This is a genomic window from Corynebacterium sp. UMB10119B, from assembly GCF_030228125.1.
Taxonomy (GTDB): Bacteria; Actinomycetota; Actinomycetes; order Mycobacteriales; family Mycobacteriaceae; genus Corynebacterium; species Corynebacterium pseudogenitalium.
This window is the reverse complement of sequence record NZ_JASPBG010000009.1, coordinates 83,803-102,258: the sequence shown is the minus strand read 5'-3', so window position 1 is coordinate 102,258 and position 18,456 is coordinate 83,803. Positions and strand designations below refer to the sequence as shown.

The 18,456-nt window shown below is 57.5% G+C and carries 19 protein-coding genes and 2 tRNA genes; 14 read left to right on the top strand and 7 right to left on the bottom strand.

Annotation, left to right across the window (positions count from 1 at the left end):
* Positions 1-1,088: 1,088 nt before the first annotated feature.
* On the bottom strand, positions 1,089-1,295 hold the full coding sequence (locus QP802_RS08170) for a hypothetical protein (RefSeq protein WP_284818271.1): 207 nt from the start codon (positions 1,293-1,295) through the stop codon (positions 1,089-1,091).
* Between the two features lie 228 nt (positions 1,296-1,523).
* Here QP802_RS08170 and QP802_RS08165 point away from each other — a divergent pair, with 228 nt between their 5' ends.
* The 8 genes from QP802_RS08165 to QP802_RS08130 all read left to right on the top strand — a co-directional run bounded on the left by QP802_RS08165 (position 1,524) and on the right by QP802_RS08130 (position 7,918).
* On the top strand, positions 1,524-1,682 hold the full coding sequence (locus QP802_RS08165; RefSeq protein WP_083329380.1) for a LacI family DNA-binding transcriptional regulator: 159 nt from the start codon (positions 1,524-1,526) through the stop codon (positions 1,680-1,682).
* Positions 1,683-1,712: 30 nt separating this feature from the next.
* Positions 1,713-2,207 (top strand): MFS transporter, encoded by a 495-nt coding sequence (locus QP802_RS08160; protein WP_255366085.1) that lies wholly within the window; start codon positions 1,713-1,715, stop codon positions 2,205-2,207.
* Positions 2,200-2,868 carry a DUF3800 domain-containing protein gene (locus tag QP802_RS08155; protein WP_070975340.1) on the top strand — a complete coding sequence of 223 codons (669 nt, stop codon included), beginning with the start codon at positions 2,200-2,202 and terminating at the stop codon, positions 2,866-2,868. The genes QP802_RS08160 and QP802_RS08155 overlap by 8 nt, the downstream gene beginning before the upstream one ends.
* 462 nt (positions 2,869-3,330) lie before the next feature.
* Positions 3,331-3,879, top strand: coding sequence for an excalibur calcium-binding domain-containing protein (locus tag QP802_RS08150; RefSeq protein WP_284818269.1), 549 nt, complete (start codon positions 3,331-3,333; stop codon positions 3,877-3,879).
* A 105-nt stretch (positions 3,880-3,984) separates the two neighbouring features.
* Positions 3,985-5,016: a LacI family DNA-binding transcriptional regulator gene (locus QP802_RS08145; RefSeq protein WP_256005279.1), complete on the top strand. Its 1,032-nt coding sequence runs from the start codon at positions 3,985-3,987 to the stop codon at positions 5,014-5,016.
* A 179-nt stretch (positions 5,017-5,195) separates the two neighbouring features.
* The gene (locus QP802_RS08140) at positions 5,196-6,464 is read left to right on the top strand and encodes an oligosaccharide MFS transporter (RefSeq protein WP_284818266.1); all 1,269 of its coding nucleotides are present in this window, start codon (positions 5,196-5,198) and stop codon (positions 6,462-6,464) included.
* 28 nt (positions 6,465-6,492) lie between these two features.
* Positions 6,493-7,629 carry a glycoside hydrolase family 32 protein gene (locus QP802_RS08135; RefSeq protein ID WP_284818264.1) on the top strand — a complete coding sequence of 379 codons (1,137 nt, stop codon included), beginning with the start codon at positions 6,493-6,495 and terminating at the stop codon, positions 7,627-7,629.
* Positions 7,607-7,918 (top strand): glycoside hydrolase family 32 protein, encoded by a 312-nt coding sequence (locus tag QP802_RS08130; protein ID WP_284818263.1) that lies wholly within the window; start codon positions 7,607-7,609, stop codon positions 7,916-7,918. Before QP802_RS08135 ends, QP802_RS08130 begins: the two co-directional genes overlap by 23 nt.
* 70 nt (positions 7,919-7,988) lie before the next feature.
* On the opposite strand, the gene QP802_RS08125 is transcribed toward QP802_RS08130, so the two are convergent.
* Positions 7,989-9,362 carry an NAD-dependent succinate-semialdehyde dehydrogenase gene (locus QP802_RS08125; RefSeq protein ID WP_284818262.1) on the bottom strand — a complete coding sequence of 458 codons (1,374 nt, stop codon included), beginning with the start codon at positions 9,360-9,362 and terminating at the stop codon, positions 7,989-7,991.
* 135 nt (positions 9,363-9,497) lie between these two features.
* Here QP802_RS08125 and QP802_RS08120 point away from each other — a divergent pair.
* From QP802_RS08120 to QP802_RS08110, 3 genes are all read left to right on the top strand, one after another.
* A tRNA-Asn gene (locus tag QP802_RS08120) sits at positions 9,498-9,570 on the top strand.
* Positions 9,571-9,657: 87 nt separating this feature from the next.
* On the top strand, positions 9,658-10,413 hold the full coding sequence (locus QP802_RS08115; protein WP_284804354.1) for an excalibur calcium-binding domain-containing protein: 756 nt from the start codon (positions 9,658-9,660) through the stop codon (positions 10,411-10,413).
* Positions 10,414-10,480: 67 nt separating this feature from the next.
* On the top strand, positions 10,481-10,837 hold the full coding sequence (locus tag QP802_RS08110; protein WP_284804352.1) for a DUF3037 domain-containing protein: 357 nt from the start codon (positions 10,481-10,483) through the stop codon (positions 10,835-10,837).
* Positions 10,838-11,449: 612 nt separating this feature from the next.
* Here QP802_RS08110 and QP802_RS08105 read toward each other — a convergent pair.
* The 4 genes from QP802_RS08105 to QP802_RS08090 form a co-directional block, all read right to left on the bottom strand.
* Positions 11,450-11,656 carry a hypothetical protein gene (locus QP802_RS08105; RefSeq protein ID WP_284804350.1) on the bottom strand — a complete coding sequence of 69 codons (207 nt, stop codon included), beginning with the start codon at positions 11,654-11,656 and terminating at the stop codon, positions 11,450-11,452.
* Between the two features lie 106 nt (positions 11,657-11,762).
* Complete coding sequence (locus tag QP802_RS08100; protein ID WP_284804348.1) at positions 11,763-11,897, bottom strand: hypothetical protein; 135 nt, start codon at positions 11,895-11,897, stop codon at positions 11,763-11,765.
* Between the two features lie 31 nt (positions 11,898-11,928).
* Positions 11,929-12,222: an addiction module antidote protein gene (locus QP802_RS08095; protein ID WP_070362126.1), complete on the bottom strand. Its 294-nt coding sequence runs from the start codon at positions 12,220-12,222 to the stop codon at positions 11,929-11,931.
* Positions 12,219-12,527: a type II toxin-antitoxin system RelE/ParE family toxin gene (locus QP802_RS08090; RefSeq protein WP_284804346.1), complete on the bottom strand. Its 309-nt coding sequence runs from the start codon at positions 12,525-12,527 to the stop codon at positions 12,219-12,221. The genes QP802_RS08095 and QP802_RS08090 overlap by 4 nt, the downstream gene beginning before the upstream one ends.
* Before the next feature lie 237 nt (positions 12,528-12,764).
* Here QP802_RS08090 and QP802_RS08085 point away from each other — a divergent pair, with 237 nt between their 5' ends.
* Positions 12,765-15,068, top strand: a complete 2,304-nt coding sequence (locus tag QP802_RS08085; RefSeq protein WP_284818261.1) for a DEAD/DEAH box helicase — start codon at positions 12,765-12,767, stop codon at positions 15,066-15,068.
* 45 nt (positions 15,069-15,113) lie between these two features.
* Here the strand turns inward: QP802_RS08085 and QP802_RS08080 are convergent.
* Positions 15,114-15,187, bottom strand: a tRNA-Ile gene (locus QP802_RS08080).
* A gap of 147 nt (positions 15,188-15,334) precedes the next feature.
* Between QP802_RS08080 and wecB the strand changes: the two genes are divergently transcribed.
* Together wecB and wecC are read left to right on the top strand one after the other, a co-directional pair.
* A complete protein-coding gene (gene wecB / locus QP802_RS08075; protein WP_256001313.1) occupies positions 15,335-16,492 on the top strand; it encodes a non-hydrolyzing UDP-N-acetylglucosamine 2-epimerase in 1,158 nt (385 codons plus the stop codon).
* A gap of 74 nt (positions 16,493-16,566) precedes the next feature.
* A complete protein-coding gene (gene wecC, locus QP802_RS08070) occupies positions 16,567-17,844 on the top strand; it encodes a UDP-N-acetyl-D-mannosamine dehydrogenase (protein ID WP_284804342.1) in 1,278 nt (425 codons plus the stop codon).
* The last annotated feature ends 612 nt before the right edge of the window (positions 17,845-18,456 follow it).

Genomic DNA, 18,456 nt, shown 5'->3' with positions numbered 1-18,456 from the left:
ACGAGCACTTTCCCGCCGTAGGCCCAGGCAGGGCCGGGAATCCATATGCAAAAAGCACACATTTTGTCGCTTAACCCTGGTTGCTGCGGTCTTGACCACGCTGATCCCGTCGATCTCTTTCGGCCCCCGACCGGAGCGAACGGGCACGCTCCCAAGTTGGCTTAAGGGACATTTTGTGTGTTTAGCTCCGTCCGGCCCACCCTTTTCTCACTCCTAAGCTGAGGTTCCACCGATGATCAATGCCGGTATCGAATTCTTTCGGCCCGTCGACCTCTTCCCGTCGACCTACTCCGGTTTACCAACGCAGGTCAGCGCAAAATCGGCAAAATAGCCCCAAAACCATCCAAATCGCGCTGACCTGGGTTGGTCGACGCAATGAGGTCGACCGGAACACCCGAGCGCCTCTATGCGACCAGAATTGTGCACGTCAAGGGCTTTGCGCGTCCCCCTGGCTATATGCGACCGCCCAACGCACAGGCGGCTGGTTCTAGTCCCCTAGAGCCCTCGATGCCGCGGGTCCCTGCGCTACCCGCAGACTCCAGATCACACACCAGGCGTCATTCGGTGTTGATTTCTCAAAACGGGCGAATGGAACTGTTTTGAAAACCATATCTGGTTGCTGGCCGAGGTCATCCCGGGAAACCAGATAGATTTACACACACAAAATGTCCCTTAAGCCCCCAAGTTATGAATTCCCGCTTTTTGCCGGTCCAAGAATCTCTATCACTAGAGGATCGACCTCCCCCTTGGCACTCGTCAGCAGCGCAAGGCGTGCCAACCTTGTTTTCGCGTCATCCGTGTCCTGGAAAACAGTGCGCTCATCATTCGCGTACGGAAGCACGCGCTTGCGGCGAAAAAGTCCCATAGTGTGCATGCTAATTTCCTTTGAACTCGAGTCGAAGTATTGATTTTCAGTCTACTCGCAAAGACTTCAATGCCGATTTCATTATGTTGTTGATTAGTTTGCGCTCTTCGTCGTTAGGGATGTTTGACTTCAAATGCGCCACTAGAATCTCGGACATGGTTCGAATCTCATGATGATTCCGAGCGCCAATCAGCCTATCGACGATCCACTCGGTTCTGTGCCACTATTCTTGAACGTTGGCAACTTCAAGCGTTCGAATTACTCCACGCAACGCAACTATCGACGCAAAGATAGGTGTCGCGGCAATGGTTGCATTTGTTGCGGTGAAGTCCCAACCATCGATCATCACGGCAGCAGCAAATATACCTAAAAAGATGAAATATGCGATCCTTAAACTAATTTGGAGGATCGCGCCTTCCATAACCCCCACGCGTCTAAAGATAGTGTATGAACGCACGCCCCGCCAGTTACACCACTGTGCCTGGACCCGTCGGTGCCACCGCCGAAGTTCGCTGGCTGGAGCGAGCACCCCATCTCACAGCAGACGCAATTCTGTTCACAAAATCCCGAGTCAGTTTTCGACGAGTACTCCGACCTCACCGCATCCCACCACGCCCATCCCAACCAAGACCACCCCACCCCGGCTATACTGCTTCAAATGTCCAGAAGTTCGCATCGTGTCACGCTCGCGGATATCGCGAAGCATCTCGGCGTCTCCACTGCCACGGTAAGCCTCGCACTAAACGGCAAACCCGGTTCGCGCATTCCGGAAGAGACAGTGCGGAGGGTCCGGGAGGCGGCCCGCGAGCTGGGCTAACGCCCAAACACCTTGGCGCGGGTTTGAAGACTGGGCGCCCGCACTACGCTGCTTTTGGGTATCGGCGTGATGTTCGTCCGCATTTTCCTCTGCGCGGCGTTTACCGGCCCGGTGTTGATTAGTATCGCGAAGATGCTGCACGCGTTTGAGGTTCCGCTGTGCATCCTGGCTATCTTCAAGTACTTCGCTATCCACTTCAACAAGGCGCTCTCCGCAACCCTGTATTTGGTGGCATTCCAGCTTTCTTCGCAACTCGGCAACGTGATCCTGTCCACCCCGCTGGGCTCGCTCCGTGACCAGATTGGTTACCAGCCAACGTTCTTCGTCATCTCCGGCGTGGTTTTCCTCGCTGGTGTGATCGCGGTGTTCGCGCTGAAACGCGACGATGAATGTTTTCTCAAAACGGTCGAATGGGACTGTCTTGAAAACCATATCGTGATGTTGGGCGAGGTCATCCCGGTAAGCCGGATAGATTTATACACACAAAATGTCCCTAAAGCCTCTCTGAATGGAAACCATGAATAAACGCATCTACCTCTACGCCGACGAAACCGGAAACCTTGACTACGACGGGACACCGAACCCACAAGGTGGCGGAGCATCAACCTACTTCGGCTTCGGAACCGCCGCATTCCAGCACGACACACACGGAGACGACCTCCTACAAGGGCTCCACCTACGCGCTAGTCGCTCCAAAGAAGGAATAAAGCTCACCCGCGGATTCCACGCCGTCGACGACTCTGCTAGAACGCGAAACGAAATGTTCAGCCTCATCCAAAAGCAAGCGCCCCGCTTCGATACAACCTTCCTGTACAAGTCAAACGCATACCCGCACATCAAAGACGCTGGACCAATGGGTCTCTACAAGACAGCCTGGTACTTACACCTCAAAGAAATCGCCCTCCAAGTTTCCGAGCCTCAAGACGAGCTGTTCGTCATTGTGGCAGAGTTCGGTACCAAAGGAATCAGAGAAGCTGCGCGACAAGCAGTAGAAGAAGTGTGCAGTCAGATACAGCGAAATATCACGCTATGTGTGTGGACCGCGCCCTCAGCGTGGGGATTACAAGTAGCTGATTACGGCCTTTGGGCTGTACAGCGGCATTTAGAAGGTAAGAAATGCACATGGTTTGAGCCGTGCATTAAACCGACGCTTGCGAGTTTGTTCCTTCCATGGGGGCGACCATAGAACATAGAGAAGCTGGCTATCTCACCTATCGGGGTAAGAAGTCCTCCCCTGGAGGACTTATCGCCAGCGTTGCCTTGATTATAACCAATAATGTCCACCGATTCAAGAGTTTTATGAGATGTTTCATACACAAACCGCTTCACTTTCTCCATCTGCCTGAAATCACTCCCCGAGCTCCAGGTTGTTCGCACACCCCATCACTGACAGGGATGGCTCGATCTCGTGCGGTGGACCAGAGCTTGGTGAAAACGAAGAACGACTAAAACGAGGTGAAGCCGCCATCGACTGGCTCAGGGGAAAGCTTGCAAGACAGCGAATGAGCGAAAAGACATGTAAAGAGTTTTTACAAAAGCCCACAGGCTTCATGCCTCCACGGCGACGAGTGAGGGATTAGGGATTGCCAACCACTCTCTTACAACATGTCATTTCAGGCTTTTCCAATGCTTATGACATGCTTTACACATGAGAAAAACAACTATCGCAGCAGCCCTCGCCTGCTCGCTCACGCTCGGTGTCGCGGCACCAGCACACGCCGCTCCTGAAAGCCCCGCCCCGACAACCACCACGGCCTCCAAGCCGGAGACCCCTTCAGAAGGGCTTTCCGACGGCGCCATCGCCGCCATCGCAGTCACAAGCATCCTCGCGGTGCTGGGCATCGGCGCTGGTGCTACGTTCTGGGCGGTCCAGCAGCGCATCATCCCGAATCCGCTGCCAGGCATCATCCCTGGACCACCAGCTAGGAAGCCTGCTCCGAAGCCAACTCCCGCTCCAAAGCCAGCACCAAAACCCGCGCCGGCACCGAAGCCCGCCTCAAAGCCTGCCCCGGCTCCGGCTCCAGCTCCGGCCCCGAAGCAGGCACCCGCGCCTTCGCACAACGGAAAAGCGCCGGCGAATGGTTATTACGCCAACTGCGCCGCAGCACGCCGCGCCGGAGTCACTCCGATTTACAGCCACGAGCCTGGCTACCGCTCGAAGCTCGACCGTGACGGCGACGGCGTCGCCTGCGAGTAGCCCCGCCTGCAGCAGACGCAATTCTGTTCACAAAATCCCGACTATTCCCACGAAGGCACCTACCACCCCCATCAAGCCCGACCCACCCCGGCTATACTGCTTCAAATGTCCAGAAGTTCGCATCGTGTCACGCTCGCGGATATCGCGAAGCATCTCGGCGTCTCCACGGCCACGGTGAGCCTCGCGCTCAATGGCAAGCCCGGCTCACGCATCCCAGAGGAGACGGCGTGGAAGGTCCGGGAGGCCGCGCGCGAACTGGGCTACCGCCCGAATACGCTGGCGCGGGCACTGAAGACTGGACGCACGCACACGATTGGTTTCCTCTCCGACGAGGTCACAACTACCCGTTTCGCTTCCCCGATGATCACGGGCATCGTGGACGAGGCTGAGCAGCTGCGCCACGCGGTGATGATGGCGGAGACCGGCCACCGTTCGGATCGGTTTGCTCCGGCGTTGCATACGTTGGAGTCGCGGAACGTGGATGGCGTTGTGGTCGGGTTGATGGCGTCGCGTGAACTTGGACTGCCAAAGACGAACTTGCCGCTCGTGATCTGCAACGGTCAGGCGGGCGATCTTCCTGCGATCTTGCCGGATGACTTTGCTGCGGGCAGGGACGCGATTGACTATTTGGTGGCGCGGGGGCACCGTTCGATTGCGTTGATCGGCAGGTTCCCAGAGGCCGCGACGCCTTCGTTCAGCATTAGCGAGCGCATGCGCGGTATCGACGCCGCCCTGGCCCACCACGGGATCCGTCTGCACGCGGAGGGCCACGCGTCGGTGTGGGAGCCGGCGTCGGGGTATGCGCGGATGTCGGAGATTCTTGATGACGACCCCACAAACTACCCCACCGCGGTCCTGGCGGCGAACGATCGTTTGGCGTTGGGCGTGTATCAGGCGATGCAGGACGCGGGGTTGGATGTGGCGTCGACAATTTCGGTGTTGTCCTTTGATGATGAGGATTTGGCGGCGTTGGTGCGGCCGGGTCTGACGACGTTCCGGCTGCCGTATCAGGAGATGGGTGCGCGGGCGGCGCGCATGCTGGTTGGCCTTCTGTCCGGCGAACAGCCCGGTACCGAGAATCCCACCTTGCTCCCCCTGAAAGTGGTTGAGCGTGGGAGCGTTTCCCAAGCTCGCTAAATCGTTTTAGCACCTTCCCCACCTTTCGCACACCCCCGACATACTATGCGCTTAAAGGTTTAAGCAGGGTCGCTGCAAGGACCAAGAACGAGAAGCGCAGCACGCGCAACTGCACATATCCCTGCGAAGCCATTGTCGTGCCCGGCTACCCCCGGGCCTCACAGAAAGGACATTCGGCGATGGAGATGCTTCGATCGCAGTTTTCAAACCCCGCGTACCGCTTCGGTTCCGCCACGATTTTCCTGTTCTTCGCAGCGTGGGGAATCTGGTGGTCCTTCTACCAGATCTGGCTCACGTCTGAGGCTGGCGGTCTGCAGCTCAACGGCGCGCAGGTAGGTACCGTGTACGCCATCCAGGGCGCGATCACGATGGCGCTGATGCTGGTGTACGGCGTGCTTCAGGACAAGCTGGACCTGAAGCGCCCGCTGACTATTTTCATCGGCGCGAGCGCAACCCTCATCGGGCCGTTCACGCAGTTCATTTACCACCCGTTGCTGCGCGACCACTTCATCGTCGGCGCAATCCTGGGTAGCGTGGTGCTCTCGGCGGGGTTCGTGGCTGGCGCCGGGCTGATGGAGGCGTTCGTGGAGAGGATGGCAAACCGCACCGGCTTTGAGTACGGCCAGGCCCGCATGTGGGGTTCGTTTGCCTACGCGATCGTCGCGTTGCTTGCGGGTATCTTCTTCACCATTAACCCGATGCTGAACTTCTGGATCGGTTCCGCGCTCGGCGCGCTGCTGCTGTGCACGCAGCTGTTCTGGCACCCGAAGGGCACGGCGCAGGAGGCTTCGATTGAGGAGGTCACGGCGAAGCCCCCGCCGGTCTCCGAGATGCTTGGCCTGCTCAAGGACAGCCATGTGTGGAAGGTCATCGTGATTGTGTTGCTGTCCTGGACGTTCTACACCGTGTTTGACCAGCAGATGTTCCCAGATTTCTACACGTCTTTGTTTAGTTCTCCGGAGGTCGGCCAGCGTGCGTACGGCACGTTGAACTCGGTGCAGGTCTTCCTCGAAGCGATCATGATGGGCCTCATCCCGCTGTTGATGCGCAAGGTGGGCGCCCGTAATACGTTGCTGCTGGGGATCGGTGTGATGTTTGTCCGTATCTTCCTGTGCGCGGCGTTCGGAGGCCCGGTGTTGATCAGTATTGCGAAGATGCTGCACGCGTTTGAGGTTCCGCTGTGCATCCTGGCTATCTTCAAGTACTTCGCTATCCACTTCAACAAGGCACTCTCCGCAACGCTCTACCTGGTGGCATTCCAGCTTTCTTCGCAGCTCGGCAACGTGATCCTGTCGACCCCGCTGGGCTCGCTCCGTGACCAGATTGGTTACCAGTCAACGTTCTTCGTCATCTCGGGCGTTGTCTTCGTCGCAGGTGTGATCGCGGTCTTCGCGCTCAAGCGCGACGACGAAGCCGTGGTCAACCCCGAAGAAATCCCAACCCGCTAGCCCGCAACGTTTTTAGAAAGGTTTCATCATGCAACCCCTCCACCACACCAATGACCGCTGGTACCCCTCGTTCCATGTCGCAGCCCCTGGTGGCTGGATCAATGACCCGAATGGCCTCTGCTTTTTCGACGGCCGGTTCCACGCTTTCTACCAGCATCACCCGTACAGCCCAGCGTGGGGCCCGATGCACTGGGGCCACGCTTCCTCCGCGGACCTGCTCGAGTGGCGCGAAGAGCCTATCGCTCTAGCGCCGGGTGATCCCGGGTCCGATGACGCCGACGGCATCTGGTCCGGTTCCGCTGTCGTCCACGATGGCACGCTGTATGCGTTCTATACGGGCAACCGCTGGGTCAACGGCGTCGATGACAAGGACGGCAAGTTCCAGACCCAGATGCTGGCCACCTCTACCGACGGTATCTACTTTGAGAAGCACGGCGCCGTCGTCCCGCCCGTCAACGCGGACGCGCGCGACCCGAAAGTGTTCTCCCACGACGGCCGCTGGTACATGACCATCGGCGCCGAAGTAGACGGCCGTGGCCACGTGCTGCTGTACACTTCCGAGGACCTCTACAACTGGTCCGAGGCAGGCTCCCTCTTCATCGACCCAGACCCGAACGTCTTCATGGTCGAGTGCCCCGATTTCTTCTTCCTCGACGGCAAGTGGGTGCTCATCTACGGCCCGATGGTGCGCACGCCGATCCGCTCCGGGTACAGCCTGCGCAATGGCCACAACGTCGGCTACGTTGTGGGCTCGTGGGAGCCCGGCGCGCAGTTCGTGCCCGAAACCGACTTCCGGCTTCTCGACTGGGGCCACCACTTCTACGCCACCCAGTCCTTCGCCGCCCCCAACAACCGGCGCCTGGCGTTCGGCTGGATGGGCGAGTTCGCTCACCCGCTCGCCTCGCGCGAGGACGGCTGGTCCGGCCAGCTCAGCCTGCCTCGGGAACTCTCGCTTAGCGACGCCCTCACGCTCCACTGCGCGCCCGCCCCCGAAATCGCCGAGCTTTTCGGCCCCCGAGACGCACGACGCCACCCTCCAAGCAGGCGAAACAACCACCCTTGCCCCGCTCGAGGAGGCATGGCTGCGCGTCACCCCCGACCTGGAGCAGCTCGTCCCGCTGCAGACAAACACCTGCGAGCAGGTGGTCCTCCACCTCATTCGTGACGACGCCCGCTGCGCCCACATCGTGTTCGACACCCTCGCCGAGCGCATCCACCTAGTACTTGCGCGGGGCAACGGCGCCGGCAGCGGTTACCGTTCCATGCCTTGGACCCCGGGCGATGCCTTGGACATCTACTTAGACCGTGGCTCCATCGAGCTGTTCACCGCGGACGCCACGGAGACGCTCTCCTCCCTCGACTTCCTCGGTGAGGGGCCGCGCACCGTGGAAATCGAGCCCGTGGCTGGCCCCGTCGGCGTCAACGTGGAAGTGCGCCCGCTGAAGCGAGATTAACCCCGCCCGCAGCAGACGCAATTCTGTTCACAAAATCCCGACTATTCCCGCAAGCCCCCGTCCCCCAGCGCTACTTCGCCACGAAGTAGCGCTGCTTGTTTACAAACTCGTCCATCCCGAGCGGCCCGAGCTCGCGACCGAAGCCGGAGTTCTTCACGCCGCCGAACGGCAGTCCGGCACCGCGGGCCTGCGGGATGTTGACGTGGATCATGCCGGTGACAACCTGGTTGGCCACCTTCTTGGCGCGCTCCTCGTCGGTGGAGAACACCGCGCCACCGAGTCCGTAGCGGGAGTTGTTGGCCAGCTCCACGGCTTCCTCGTCGGAGGACACCTTGTAGATCTCCACGACCGGGCCGAAGAACTCTTCGTAGTAGGAATCGGAGCCGACTGGGATGTCGGTGATGACGGCCGGGGTGAAGTAAGCGCCCTCCCCTGTCAGTTGGCCACCGCAGTGGAGGGTGGCGCCGGCTTCGACGGCTGCGGCGACTTGGTCGCGCAGCGTCTCGGCTGCTTCACGGGAGGACAGCGGGTAGTAGCAGCCGCGCTCTGGGGAGAACGGGTCACCCTGGCGAAGCTCGGACACGGCGTCCACCATCTTGGAAACGAACTCGTCGTAAATGTCGTCCATCACGATGATGCGCTTGTTGGAGGTGCACGCCTGGCCGACGTTGCTCATGCGCTTCTTCATGGCGGTGCGCACTTCGCGATCAATATCGTCGGTATCCAGGACGATGTATGCGTCGGTACCGCCGAGCTCCAGCAGGGCCTTCTTCAGGTTGGCGCCAGCTGCCTTCGCAACGGCCTTGCCTGCCCCCTCGGAACCGGTGAGTGATACGCCTTGCACGCGTGGATCCGCGAGCAGGTCTTCGATCTGGCTGTGACTGATGCGCCGGTAGCTGAACACGCCTTCGGGCACGCCGGCGTCGTCGAAGATCTGCTGGATCGCTTCGGCGGAATGCGGGCAGATGGACGCGTGCTTGAGGATGATGGTGTTGCCCGCCATCAGCGTCGGCGCCGCAAAGCGTGCGACTTGGTAGTACGGGAAGTTCCACGGCATCACGCCGACGATCACGCCAAGTGGCACTTTGCGGATCACGATGTCCCCACCGTCGTGCGGCAGCGGTTCGTCCGCGCCGAATTCGGCGCCGTGGTCTGCGTAGTAGTTGCAAATTTCCACGCATTCGCTGACTTCCCCGTCGCCTTGGTCAATGGCTTTACCCATCTCTTCAGCGATGATTTTCACGAGGGTGTCGCGGCGCTCTTCGAAAAGCTGAGCAACTTTGCGCAGGTATGCGGCGCGTTCCTCGTAGCTGAGGGCACTCCATGTCTTGTACGCAGCGTCGGCGCGCTGGAGGGTGTCCTGCAGCTCCTGGTCGGTGGTCTGCTCAAACGTTGCGACGATCTCATTCGTCGCCGGATTTTGTACTCGATATGTCGTAGCCATGGCCCCACGCTACAGCCTCTTCCCGCTTTTCGACGCCCATTCACCCACCTTTACGCCAGTTCCCAGACTGGGCCAACCGCAGATTTCCATTGTTCTGTAACATACGCTAGAGTGTCTTTCGCACCTAGTGCGTATTCCTCCATAGCTCAGTTGGCAGAGCATTCGACTGTTAATCGAAGGGTCACTGGTTCGAGCCCAGTTGGAGGAGCAAAGCGAATGGCCCGAGGTTTCCGCATCCTCGGGCCTTTCGCTTATCCTGATGGTATCCCCCGTGTCTTGTATCGAGAGGTCAGCCATGCAAACCCAGTCCTCTTCAAAGAAGAAAACAACCCTCGCTTGGATCGCTTTAGCCGTTGGCGCAATCATGTTGTTCTCAGGCGGCATCGGCGGTGTCCTGTTTGCCGCGGCATTCATTGTGCCCGGCTCATGGTGGATGTGGTGCGAGGCCCAGGACAAAAAGCACTACAAAGAGTCACAAGAAGCCGCTACGAATCATGCACAACTTCGCAAGCTCCTCGATCCTGAACGTGACGCGTTGGTGCTCAGCAGCATGGGCGATGCTCCGCAATTCACCCCGGTGAACCGCAGGTGGCCTTTTGTTTGGCTTGCTGCGCTCGTTTTGTTCATCGCTGGCGGCAACCTCTCCCCTGAACTTGAATCCACTCCAGATACAGAGCCCACACCAACTAGCGCTGCACCGACAACTACTTCTGCCGCGAGTGAATCCACCTCAGCAGTAACCACCACAACACGCACGTCGACGACCAGCTCCACTCACAGCAGCTCTACCCTGAGCAGTGTTACAACCGAGGAGACCACGGCAGGCATCGCCAAATTCGCCGACATCCCAGCCGAAGAACCTGCACAAGCTCCTGCACCTGAGCCCGTAATTGAACAACCAGTACCAGCTGCGCCTGCCCCAGCACCAGCCCGTGTTTACTACGCCAACTGCTCCGAAGCACGCGCAGCTGGGGCCGCACCGATCTATGAGGGACAACCAGGCTACAGCAGGAAGCTCGATCGCGACGGCGACGGCATCGCTTGCGAATAGTTGGCCGACCCGCTGACCACCTACTATTACCTGGAAATCAGACCCAGATGCCACAAAGGAATCTGACGTGCGATTCGACTACTGGACCGTTCGGGCAGTACCCCAGCCGATGGGGATCACCACCATCGGCGTGGGTGTAATCGTGCTCGATCCACGCACGGGACAATCGCAGTTCCGGTTCAAGGATGCCCACCGAGCGCTCACCGATTCTGATAATCGAGACGCGATCAAACATGCGCTGCAAAATTTTAAGGACGAGCTAGAGCAGCTTTCCGCTCCAACCGAACCGCTCTATCTGGGGGATCGTTATTCGCTTCGGGGCTACTTAACCTTTGTCAACAGCCATTGGATGAACATTATCCGGGTCGATCAGGTTAAAGCATGGACGCAGCGAACATCGCAGAGGCAACCGAGTTGCTTTTAGCACTTTGATCAGTGGTCAAGCGCAAAGCGATACCAATCCGAGAATCTGCCAGCTGAAGCGCGATATCCGCACTGCGTACCGTTCGTTCCCGGAACTCGAAAAAGCGACAGTCCGGATGCAGATGTCTCCGTTGCCAGACGCGAGCTCGATCTCAACCTCGCCGTTGTATGGGACGAGACTGTCTTGGAATTGAATCAGGCTTTCAATTTCCAAGTAGATAATCCTGCTAAAACACGGTCCCACGTCGATGCATGGACGTTGAAGATCGACAAGCTGTGGCAAGAAAGCTGCAAACTAACGCACCAAGATTCCCTGATTGACATCAACAAAGACCGCCTCTCGATTACTGCGGTTGCTCTAGAGCCGACCACGTCTGCCCAGCGAAAGAACTATGCACTGTTCAGGGACTTTTGCCATGACCTCAACGTGACGCTCATCAGTAGCAGCCGCGTGGGAGAGCATGCTGAGAGCCTTAACCGTCGACTCAGTGCCTAACTGGGGACTCTGTGGGATGTAGAGAACTTCAATCGCGAAGCCTAGTCACCAATTCGTTCATGAGTATGGCTTCCATTTCCAGTTATATGAGCGAAGGCCACTTGTCCCCGGCGCACCTTACCCCTCCTGCAACAGCGCTTTCACGCGGCAAAACTCATCGTAAATAGCGCGCTCCTGCAACGTGAAGGAACCCGAGTCTGCAAGAAATCGTAGCCACCCCGGAGTGAGCCGGCGCTCTCCCAACTCCTCCCCGAGCCGAGTCATCAGAGTGCGCTTCCGCTCTACAAGCTCAGCATCATTCGTGCGACGTAGCTCCAGTTGCATCTTGAACGCCTCCCTCCGCGCCGCAAATCAGCATACCGTCGCCCAACTCGCCCGCCCCAGTTACGCTGACCTCATCGATCCACCTGAACAACCGGAGCCGACCATTTCAAACGCAAATAACCTCAAGGCCCGCGTACAGCTCCTGGAGCGTGCGCTCGCGAAGCCCCTTAGCACCGATGATTTCGAAGCATTCCTCACCGAATGTCGATTTGAAGCGTCCTGCGTGTGCATGTATAGCCACCAATCCATGGTGATGCGTTTCCAGCAGGTATCTAGGCATTTTGTGTAGCGAGAGTTATTTTGAGCCCTAGGGCTTTCATGATTTTCGTGATAGCTGCAAAGGACGGGTTACCGTCTTTTGACAGTGACTTGTAAAGGGATTCACGGTTGAGTTGAGTTTCTTTAGCGAGCTGGCTCATGCCGTGTGCCCTGGCAATGTCACGCAACACCACCTGTACGGTTTTCGTATCACCGTCTTCGAGGGCGATAGCCAGGTAATCGTTCACCGCTTCTTGGCTATCGAGATATTTGCTTGCATCGAACGCTGAAAACGTTACTTCCTTCACGACTGTTCCTTCCTTACCTGTTGTGCGAGCTGTTGAGCGGTTCGAATATCTTTAGCCTGGCTGGATTTATCTCCTCCGGCCAGCAGGAAAACCGTTACTGCACCTAGTTGGGTGTAGTACACCCGGTAGCCGGGCCCGAAATGAAATCTCATCTCGCTCACTTTCTCGCCAACGGGTTTGATGTCTCCAATCATTGTTCCGTGCGCTTCGCATCGAGCTATCGCGTACAAAATGCGCCGCTGAGCCTGTTTGTCTTTCAGCTCACCTAACCAAGCGTCAAACAAGCTACTGGAAATAATCTGCACACACCCAAGTGTAGCCTACAAGCTACAAAGGTCAAGGGGAGAAACCCCTCTCATGGCTGACTCCTCTTTCGGTTTGAGGGCTGGTTTGGAGGGTGAGTGGGAGTTTAAGCGAGCTATCACCGACATCAACCGCGAGATGCGGGTACTTGGGCCGACTCGCTCATGGTCAATAGCGCCCAACTCGCCCCACCCCAGATACACTGACCCCCTCGATCCCCCGAAAACCGGAGTCCGCCCATGCCAAACGCAGACGACCTCGAGGCTCGCGTGCAGCTCCTGGAGCGTGCGCTCGCGAAGCTCCTTGGCACCGATGTTTTCGAGGCATTCCTGACCGAAACCGAGACCAAGCAGATCCCGTCCCCACCGTCCACACCCGCCACGCCACCGCAAGCATCACATGCACCAGCGCCCGAAGAACTCACCAAAGTCACCAACGCTTCTTCCCCCGACGCAAAGCTGCGACTGTTCGCCGACTACTTCCGCGGCCGCAAGGACGTGTACGCGGTCGCATGGCATAACGGCGAGAAGAAGGGCTGGTCACCCGCATCTTATGGCCGCTACAACCGCAACAATCCAAACCTGAAGCCGTTCACTCCGCAGGTCCTCGAGCAGCATCTGCGCCGCGACAACAACTTTCACGTTGGGCTCTACCCGCTATGCAAGGGCGACACCTGCTTCCTCCTCGCCTGCGATTTCGATGACACCGACTTCCGCACCGCCGCCCGCCTGTATGCCGAGACCTGTCGCGAGTACGGCCTCGACCCGCTTATCGAACTCTCCCGTTCCGGCACGGGTGCTCACGTGTGGCTCTTCTTCAGCGAGCCCGTCCCGGCTGCCCTCGCACGCGCCGTAGGTACTGGCCTGCTCGCTAAGGCCAGCCCGAAGCAGTTCTTCACCAGCTTCGACCGCTTCTTTCCCGCCCAAGACACGCTGCCCGGCAAACGCCGCGGCTTCGGCAACCTCATTGCGCTCCCACTCGCGGGCCAACATCGCGCCCACCAGCGCACCATCTTTGTCGACGCCTCCTTCGAGCCCACCGAGGATCAATTCGCCACGCTCGCCTCCACTACCAAAGCGTCTAAGTCCCAGCTCAAAAAGATTGCCGCTTGCCTGCAACCAGACCCGGAGACCCAACTTCCCCAACCGCCAACCAAGGCAGAGCTCAAAGCGCTCAAACAAACCGGTAAAGTACTCGTCACCCACGATTCCCGAGTACACATCTCGCTCGAAAGCGTCGACGGCACCACAGCCACCGCACTTCGCCACCTCGGCGCAATCCCAAACCCACAGTTCTACATCCGCCAGGCCCAGCGCCTCTCCACCTTCCAAACGCCTCGCCTCATCATCCGCTTCGACGAGCACGACAACACCCTCACCCTAGATCGCGGCGTGCTCGATCAAGCCATCGCTATCCTTAAAACCGCCGGTTACACCGTGACCCGCCGTGGCAAAACACCAAAGCCACGCACAATGCAGGTCACATTTACCGGCGAACTGTACCCTAAGCAGCGTAAAACTGTAGCAACCATGCGTAAACACCCTACTGGTGTACTCGTCGCGCCACCGGGTGCGGGCAAAACCGTGATGGCCTGCGCGCTGATCGCACACCGCCAAGTACCGACCGCAATCATCGTTCCCAATGTAGAACTCGCCACACAGTGGAGCGAAGCACTCACAAAGTTTCTCGACGGCCCCACCATCGGCCAGTACGGTGGCAACTCCAAGAAACTCAGCGGAGACATCGACATCGTCACCGCCCAGTCCATCAGCCGAGCCGACTCACGCACCGACTTCCTCTCGGACTACGGCTACATCATCATCGACGAATGCCACCGCGTCGGCGCCGCCGGCCTCACCCGCGTCCTCGCAGACCTCAACGTCCGCTTCATCAACGGTCTTACCGCCACCCCGTACCGCTCTGACGGACTCGACGCCCTCCTACCCTTGATCTGTGGTCCTATCCGCCACACGATGGAGCTCGAGCACGCCGGCCCCAAGCATTACGTTGTACAGACCACGGAGTTCACCTACGACGAACCCCACCTCTACTGGCCCGACCTCGACAATGCCCTCGCCGCCGATAGCGCCCGCAACGCGCTCATCGCCGAGACCATCGCCCGCGCCACCGCCGATGGAAGCAACGTCCTTGTGTTGGTCAAGCGCCGCGAGCACATCAGCGCCCTCGAAACCCTGCTTACGCGCGATCACCCCGACCTCCCCGTGCCGGTATTTACGCTCCACGGCGCACAGTCTTCCGAGGACCGCAAAGCCACCCGAAAAGCCCTCGACAGCACACCACAGTTCATCCTTATCGCCATGTCTCAGATCGCAGGCGAAGGAGTGGACCTTCCTACTCTCGACGTCCTCGTCCTCGCAGCCCCAGTCGCGTTCAAAGGAAACGTCATCCAACAGATCGGCCGCGTTACCCGCGGTGCGGAAAGCGCTGCCACGGTCTTTGACTTCCACGACCATCACGTCGCTGCGCTCACCGCCGCATTCCGCAAACGCAGCTCAGTCATCCGCAAGCAGGGGTTTGTGTAATTCGACGCGCCAACTTCTCGACGCGTCCCGGCTCTTAAACTCTTGTGGGGCCAGCGGGGCTCGAACCCGCGACCAGCGGATTATGAGTCCGCGGCTCTAACCGACTGAGCTATAGCCCCTTCTTTGAACAGGGCTGAATTGCACCAGTTCCGGAAACACATTACAACATGCCCAAAGCAATTTGAAACGGCCCCTACAGTTGCTACCATCAAACAGTTAAGGTATCAGCAAATTCAGCAGTTTCTAGAGCCAGATAAGGAATCCAGATGACCCCTGCAAAGATCATGGTTGTCTACGGTACACGCCCGGAGGCCATCAAGCTTGCACCGGTCATCAAGGAACTGCGCTCTCGTGATGAGTTTGAGTCACTGGTCGTCTCCACTGGGCAGCACCGCGAAATGCTCGCCCAAGTGACAGAGCTTTTCGGTTTTCAGCCGGACATCGATCTCGGCCTCATGCACAGAAAACAACCGCTGAACCGGATTATGTCGCGAGCACTCAAGCGCCTCGATAAGGTTTTGAAAGAATTTAAACCTGACGCACTTATCGTTCAGGGAGACACTTCAACCGCAGCATCAGCCGCAATCGCTGGTTTTAACCGCGAAGCCAAGATCGTTCACATCGAAGCAGGTCTCCGCTCATTCGACTTGGGCTCTCCATTCCCGGAGGAGGCGAATCGCAAGATCATTTCCGCAATCGCATCACTGCATCTCACTCCGACCAACCGCGCGAAAAACAATCTCATCGCCGAGGGCATTTCTGAAGATGCAATTGTTGTCACCGGGAACACCGTTATTGACGCTTTACTTGAGACTGCAGCGAAAGAAAGCCACTTTTCTAGCACTTCTGTTGAAAATACACTTCGGAGCTTCGATCGACGAGTCATCTTCACTTCTCACAGGCGGGAAAACCTTGATTCCCTTGCAAAAATCGGAGTTGCCCTCGGTAACCTCGCAGAACGGTACAGCGACACGGTGTTCTTCGTACCCATGCATTTGAATCCTCGCATTCGGGAACGCCTCCTTCCGGGCGTTGAGCACCTCCCAAATGTGGTGGCCACCGGCCCACTCCCCTACGACGAATTCATCCACCTGATGAAGCAGTCTGACCTCATCATCACCGATTCTGGCGGAGTGCAGGAAGAGGCTCCAGCACTGGGACTTCCGGCGCTCCTAATCCGAGACACAACAGAGCGTCCAGAGGCCATTGAAGCCGGCGTAGTGAAGATGATTGGGCCAGACCCGGACACCATCATTTCGGAAGCCACAGAGCTTCTCGACAACCCCGACGCTCACGCTGCCATGAGAAACGCAGTAAACCCTTACGGTGACGGCCACGCAGCTGAGCGCACCGTGAAGGCTCTCGGCAACCTTTTCAATCTTGCAATCGATACTCAGGCACCGGCGCTTCATCCAAGGTTCTAGCCTGTTGTAGGGGTCGGCAGTCGAACGCGCTAGACTGTCAACGGCATTACCCCACAATTCCGCTGAGGAGCACCATGACCGCTGATCGACGCGACCACTTCGACATTGCTGTGATTGGTCTCGGCTATATCGGACTCCCTACAGCAGCATTCTTCGCGTCTACAGGACTACAGGTCTTCGGCTACGACATCAACGCGGACCGAGTAGCGACAATCGCGAAGGGACAAGTTCCGTTCGTTGAGCCTGGATTCGACAAGCTGCTTCAAAACGTAGTCGAGTCTGAATCTCTTACCGTAGGAACATCGCTTCAGTCAGCTGATGTGTACATCATTTCGGTCCCCACACCGCTTTCACCTAACAAGTCGGTCGACCCTTCCTATGTTTTCGAAGCAACGAAGTCAATTGCGCCACAGCTCCGGGGAGACGAACTTGTCATTCTCGAATCAACAAGCCCTCCCGGTTTATCAGAACAAGTGGCGGAGGTTCTGGTCTCTGAACGCAGCGATCTGACGTTGACACCGGGCCAAGCAAAAAGCATTTACGTTGCACACGCCCCAGAACGGGTCCTACCAGGCAAGATCATGGAAGAAATGACAACCAACGCGCGCATCGTAGGTGGCATTAATCCTGAATCGGCAACGCGGGCAAAAGCACTCTATAAGCGATTTTGCAAAAGTGATGTACTTGTAACTGATGCCCGAACTGCGGAGATGGCAAAACTTACCGAAAACGCCTTTCGGGACGTCAACATCGCATTCGCCAATGAGCTTTCTATAATCTGCGATGACTTAGATATTGATGTTTGGGAACTTATCTCTTTAGCGAATCGACACCCTCGTGTAAATATTCTGCAACCAGGACCAGGTGTGGGAGGTCACTGTATCGCAGTTGACCCATGGTTCATCGTTGATTCATCACCAGATCACGCACGACTGATAAAAACCAGCAGGCTAGTGAACGATTCAAAGTCGGCCTACGTTTTATCCAAGATTAACGACGCATTGACTGAGGTCGACCATAAATCAGAACACCCTCGTATCGGCATACTTGGGATTACGTTCAAACCAGACATTGACGACCTCCGAGAATCGCCGGCACTAAGCATTACTAGACAAATTGCCCTGAAACACCCTCAAGTCCATGTGCACGTCGTAGAGCCGAACTTGACCCAATTGCCGCGATCACTTGCTGAATTGCCGAATATTAATCTTCGCGACCTCGCGCCTACCGTGGAAAATTCAGATATTCTCGTGATTTTAGTCGACCACTACCAATTCCGGCTTAAAGCTAAAGAAATTTCTCAATCCCCCTGTACCATTGACACAAGAGGATTAATTGCGAATTACAATTAGGTTTTTACAGTTGCTCCCTATCAGAAAATCCAGACTGCTTTTCTTCTCATCCTCTCGAGCACATTCCAACGCACTTTTTGAACGCCGGATTTTTAACTGTCTTCTCACAACGGGAAGCGCGGGTGCTGCGACCGGCTATTTGGTAGCAGTTTCATGACTATCCGTGTTATACCCATAGGGCTTTTGGACACGGAGTCCGGTGGCTTCTTGGACACTGGGTCCATGGTGTTCTTGGGCACTTTTAGCAGCTTACGGTTGCAGTCCGCGTTTCGGCCGGGGTTTGGATAGTTCCGAGTTCATCCGCGGTGGTTGGCGATATTACATTCCTTCGACGAGATTGATGTTGATCTGACCACCTGGCGGCCTGTGGCTCAACGTGATCTGCAGGGGCACACTGAAGAGGAATTCACCGTCATGGGCCGTGCAGAACTCCGTAACGTTATCGACTGTGACTGTGCAGTAGAGAGCCTGTGGTTTTTAAACCTCAGACCGATGCAGAGACCGAAGCCGGATACGCGTACAACGCCATCGTTGCTCACGCAGAGCTGGTCTAAGATACTCCAATAGTTTGTTGATTGTGGCGTCGGTGCCGTTAGTGCGGGGTATCTGTGG

Coding starts and splice junctions, on each gene's coding strand:
- QP802_RS08165 (WP_083329380.1), top strand. CDS start 1,524: ATGTCCAGAAGTTCGCATCGTGTCACGCTCGCGGATATCGCGAAGCAT.
- QP802_RS08155 (WP_070975340.1), top strand. CDS start 2,200: ATGAATAAACGCATCTACCTCTACGCCGACGAAACCGGAAACCTTGAC.
- QP802_RS08150 (WP_284818269.1), top strand. CDS start 3,331: ATGAGAAAAACAACTATCGCAGCAGCCCTCGCCTGCTCGCTCACGCTC.
- QP802_RS08145 (WP_256005279.1), top strand. CDS start 3,985: ATGTCCAGAAGTTCGCATCGTGTCACGCTCGCGGATATCGCGAAGCAT.
- QP802_RS08140 (WP_284818266.1), top strand. CDS start 5,196: ATGGAGATGCTTCGATCGCAGTTTTCAAACCCCGCGTACCGCTTCGGT.
- QP802_RS08135 (WP_284818264.1), top strand. CDS start 6,493: ATGCAACCCCTCCACCACACCAATGACCGCTGGTACCCCTCGTTCCAT.
- QP802_RS08125 (WP_284818262.1), bottom strand. CDS start 9,362: ATGGCTACGACATATCGAGTACAAAATCCGGCGACGAATGAGATCGTC.
- QP802_RS08115 (WP_284804354.1), top strand. CDS start 9,658: ATGCAAACCCAGTCCTCTTCAAAGAAGAAAACAACCCTCGCTTGGATC.
- QP802_RS08105 (WP_284804350.1), bottom strand. CDS start 11,656: ATGCAACTGGAGCTACGTCGCACGAATGATGCTGAGCTTGTAGAGCGG.
- QP802_RS08085 (WP_284818261.1), top strand. CDS start 12,765: ATGCCAAACGCAGACGACCTCGAGGCTCGCGTGCAGCTCCTGGAGCGT.
- wecB (WP_256001313.1), top strand. CDS start 15,335: ATGACCCCTGCAAAGATCATGGTTGTCTACGGTACACGCCCGGAGGCC.
- wecC (WP_284804342.1), top strand. CDS start 16,567: ATGACCGCTGATCGACGCGACCACTTCGACATTGCTGTGATTGGTCTC.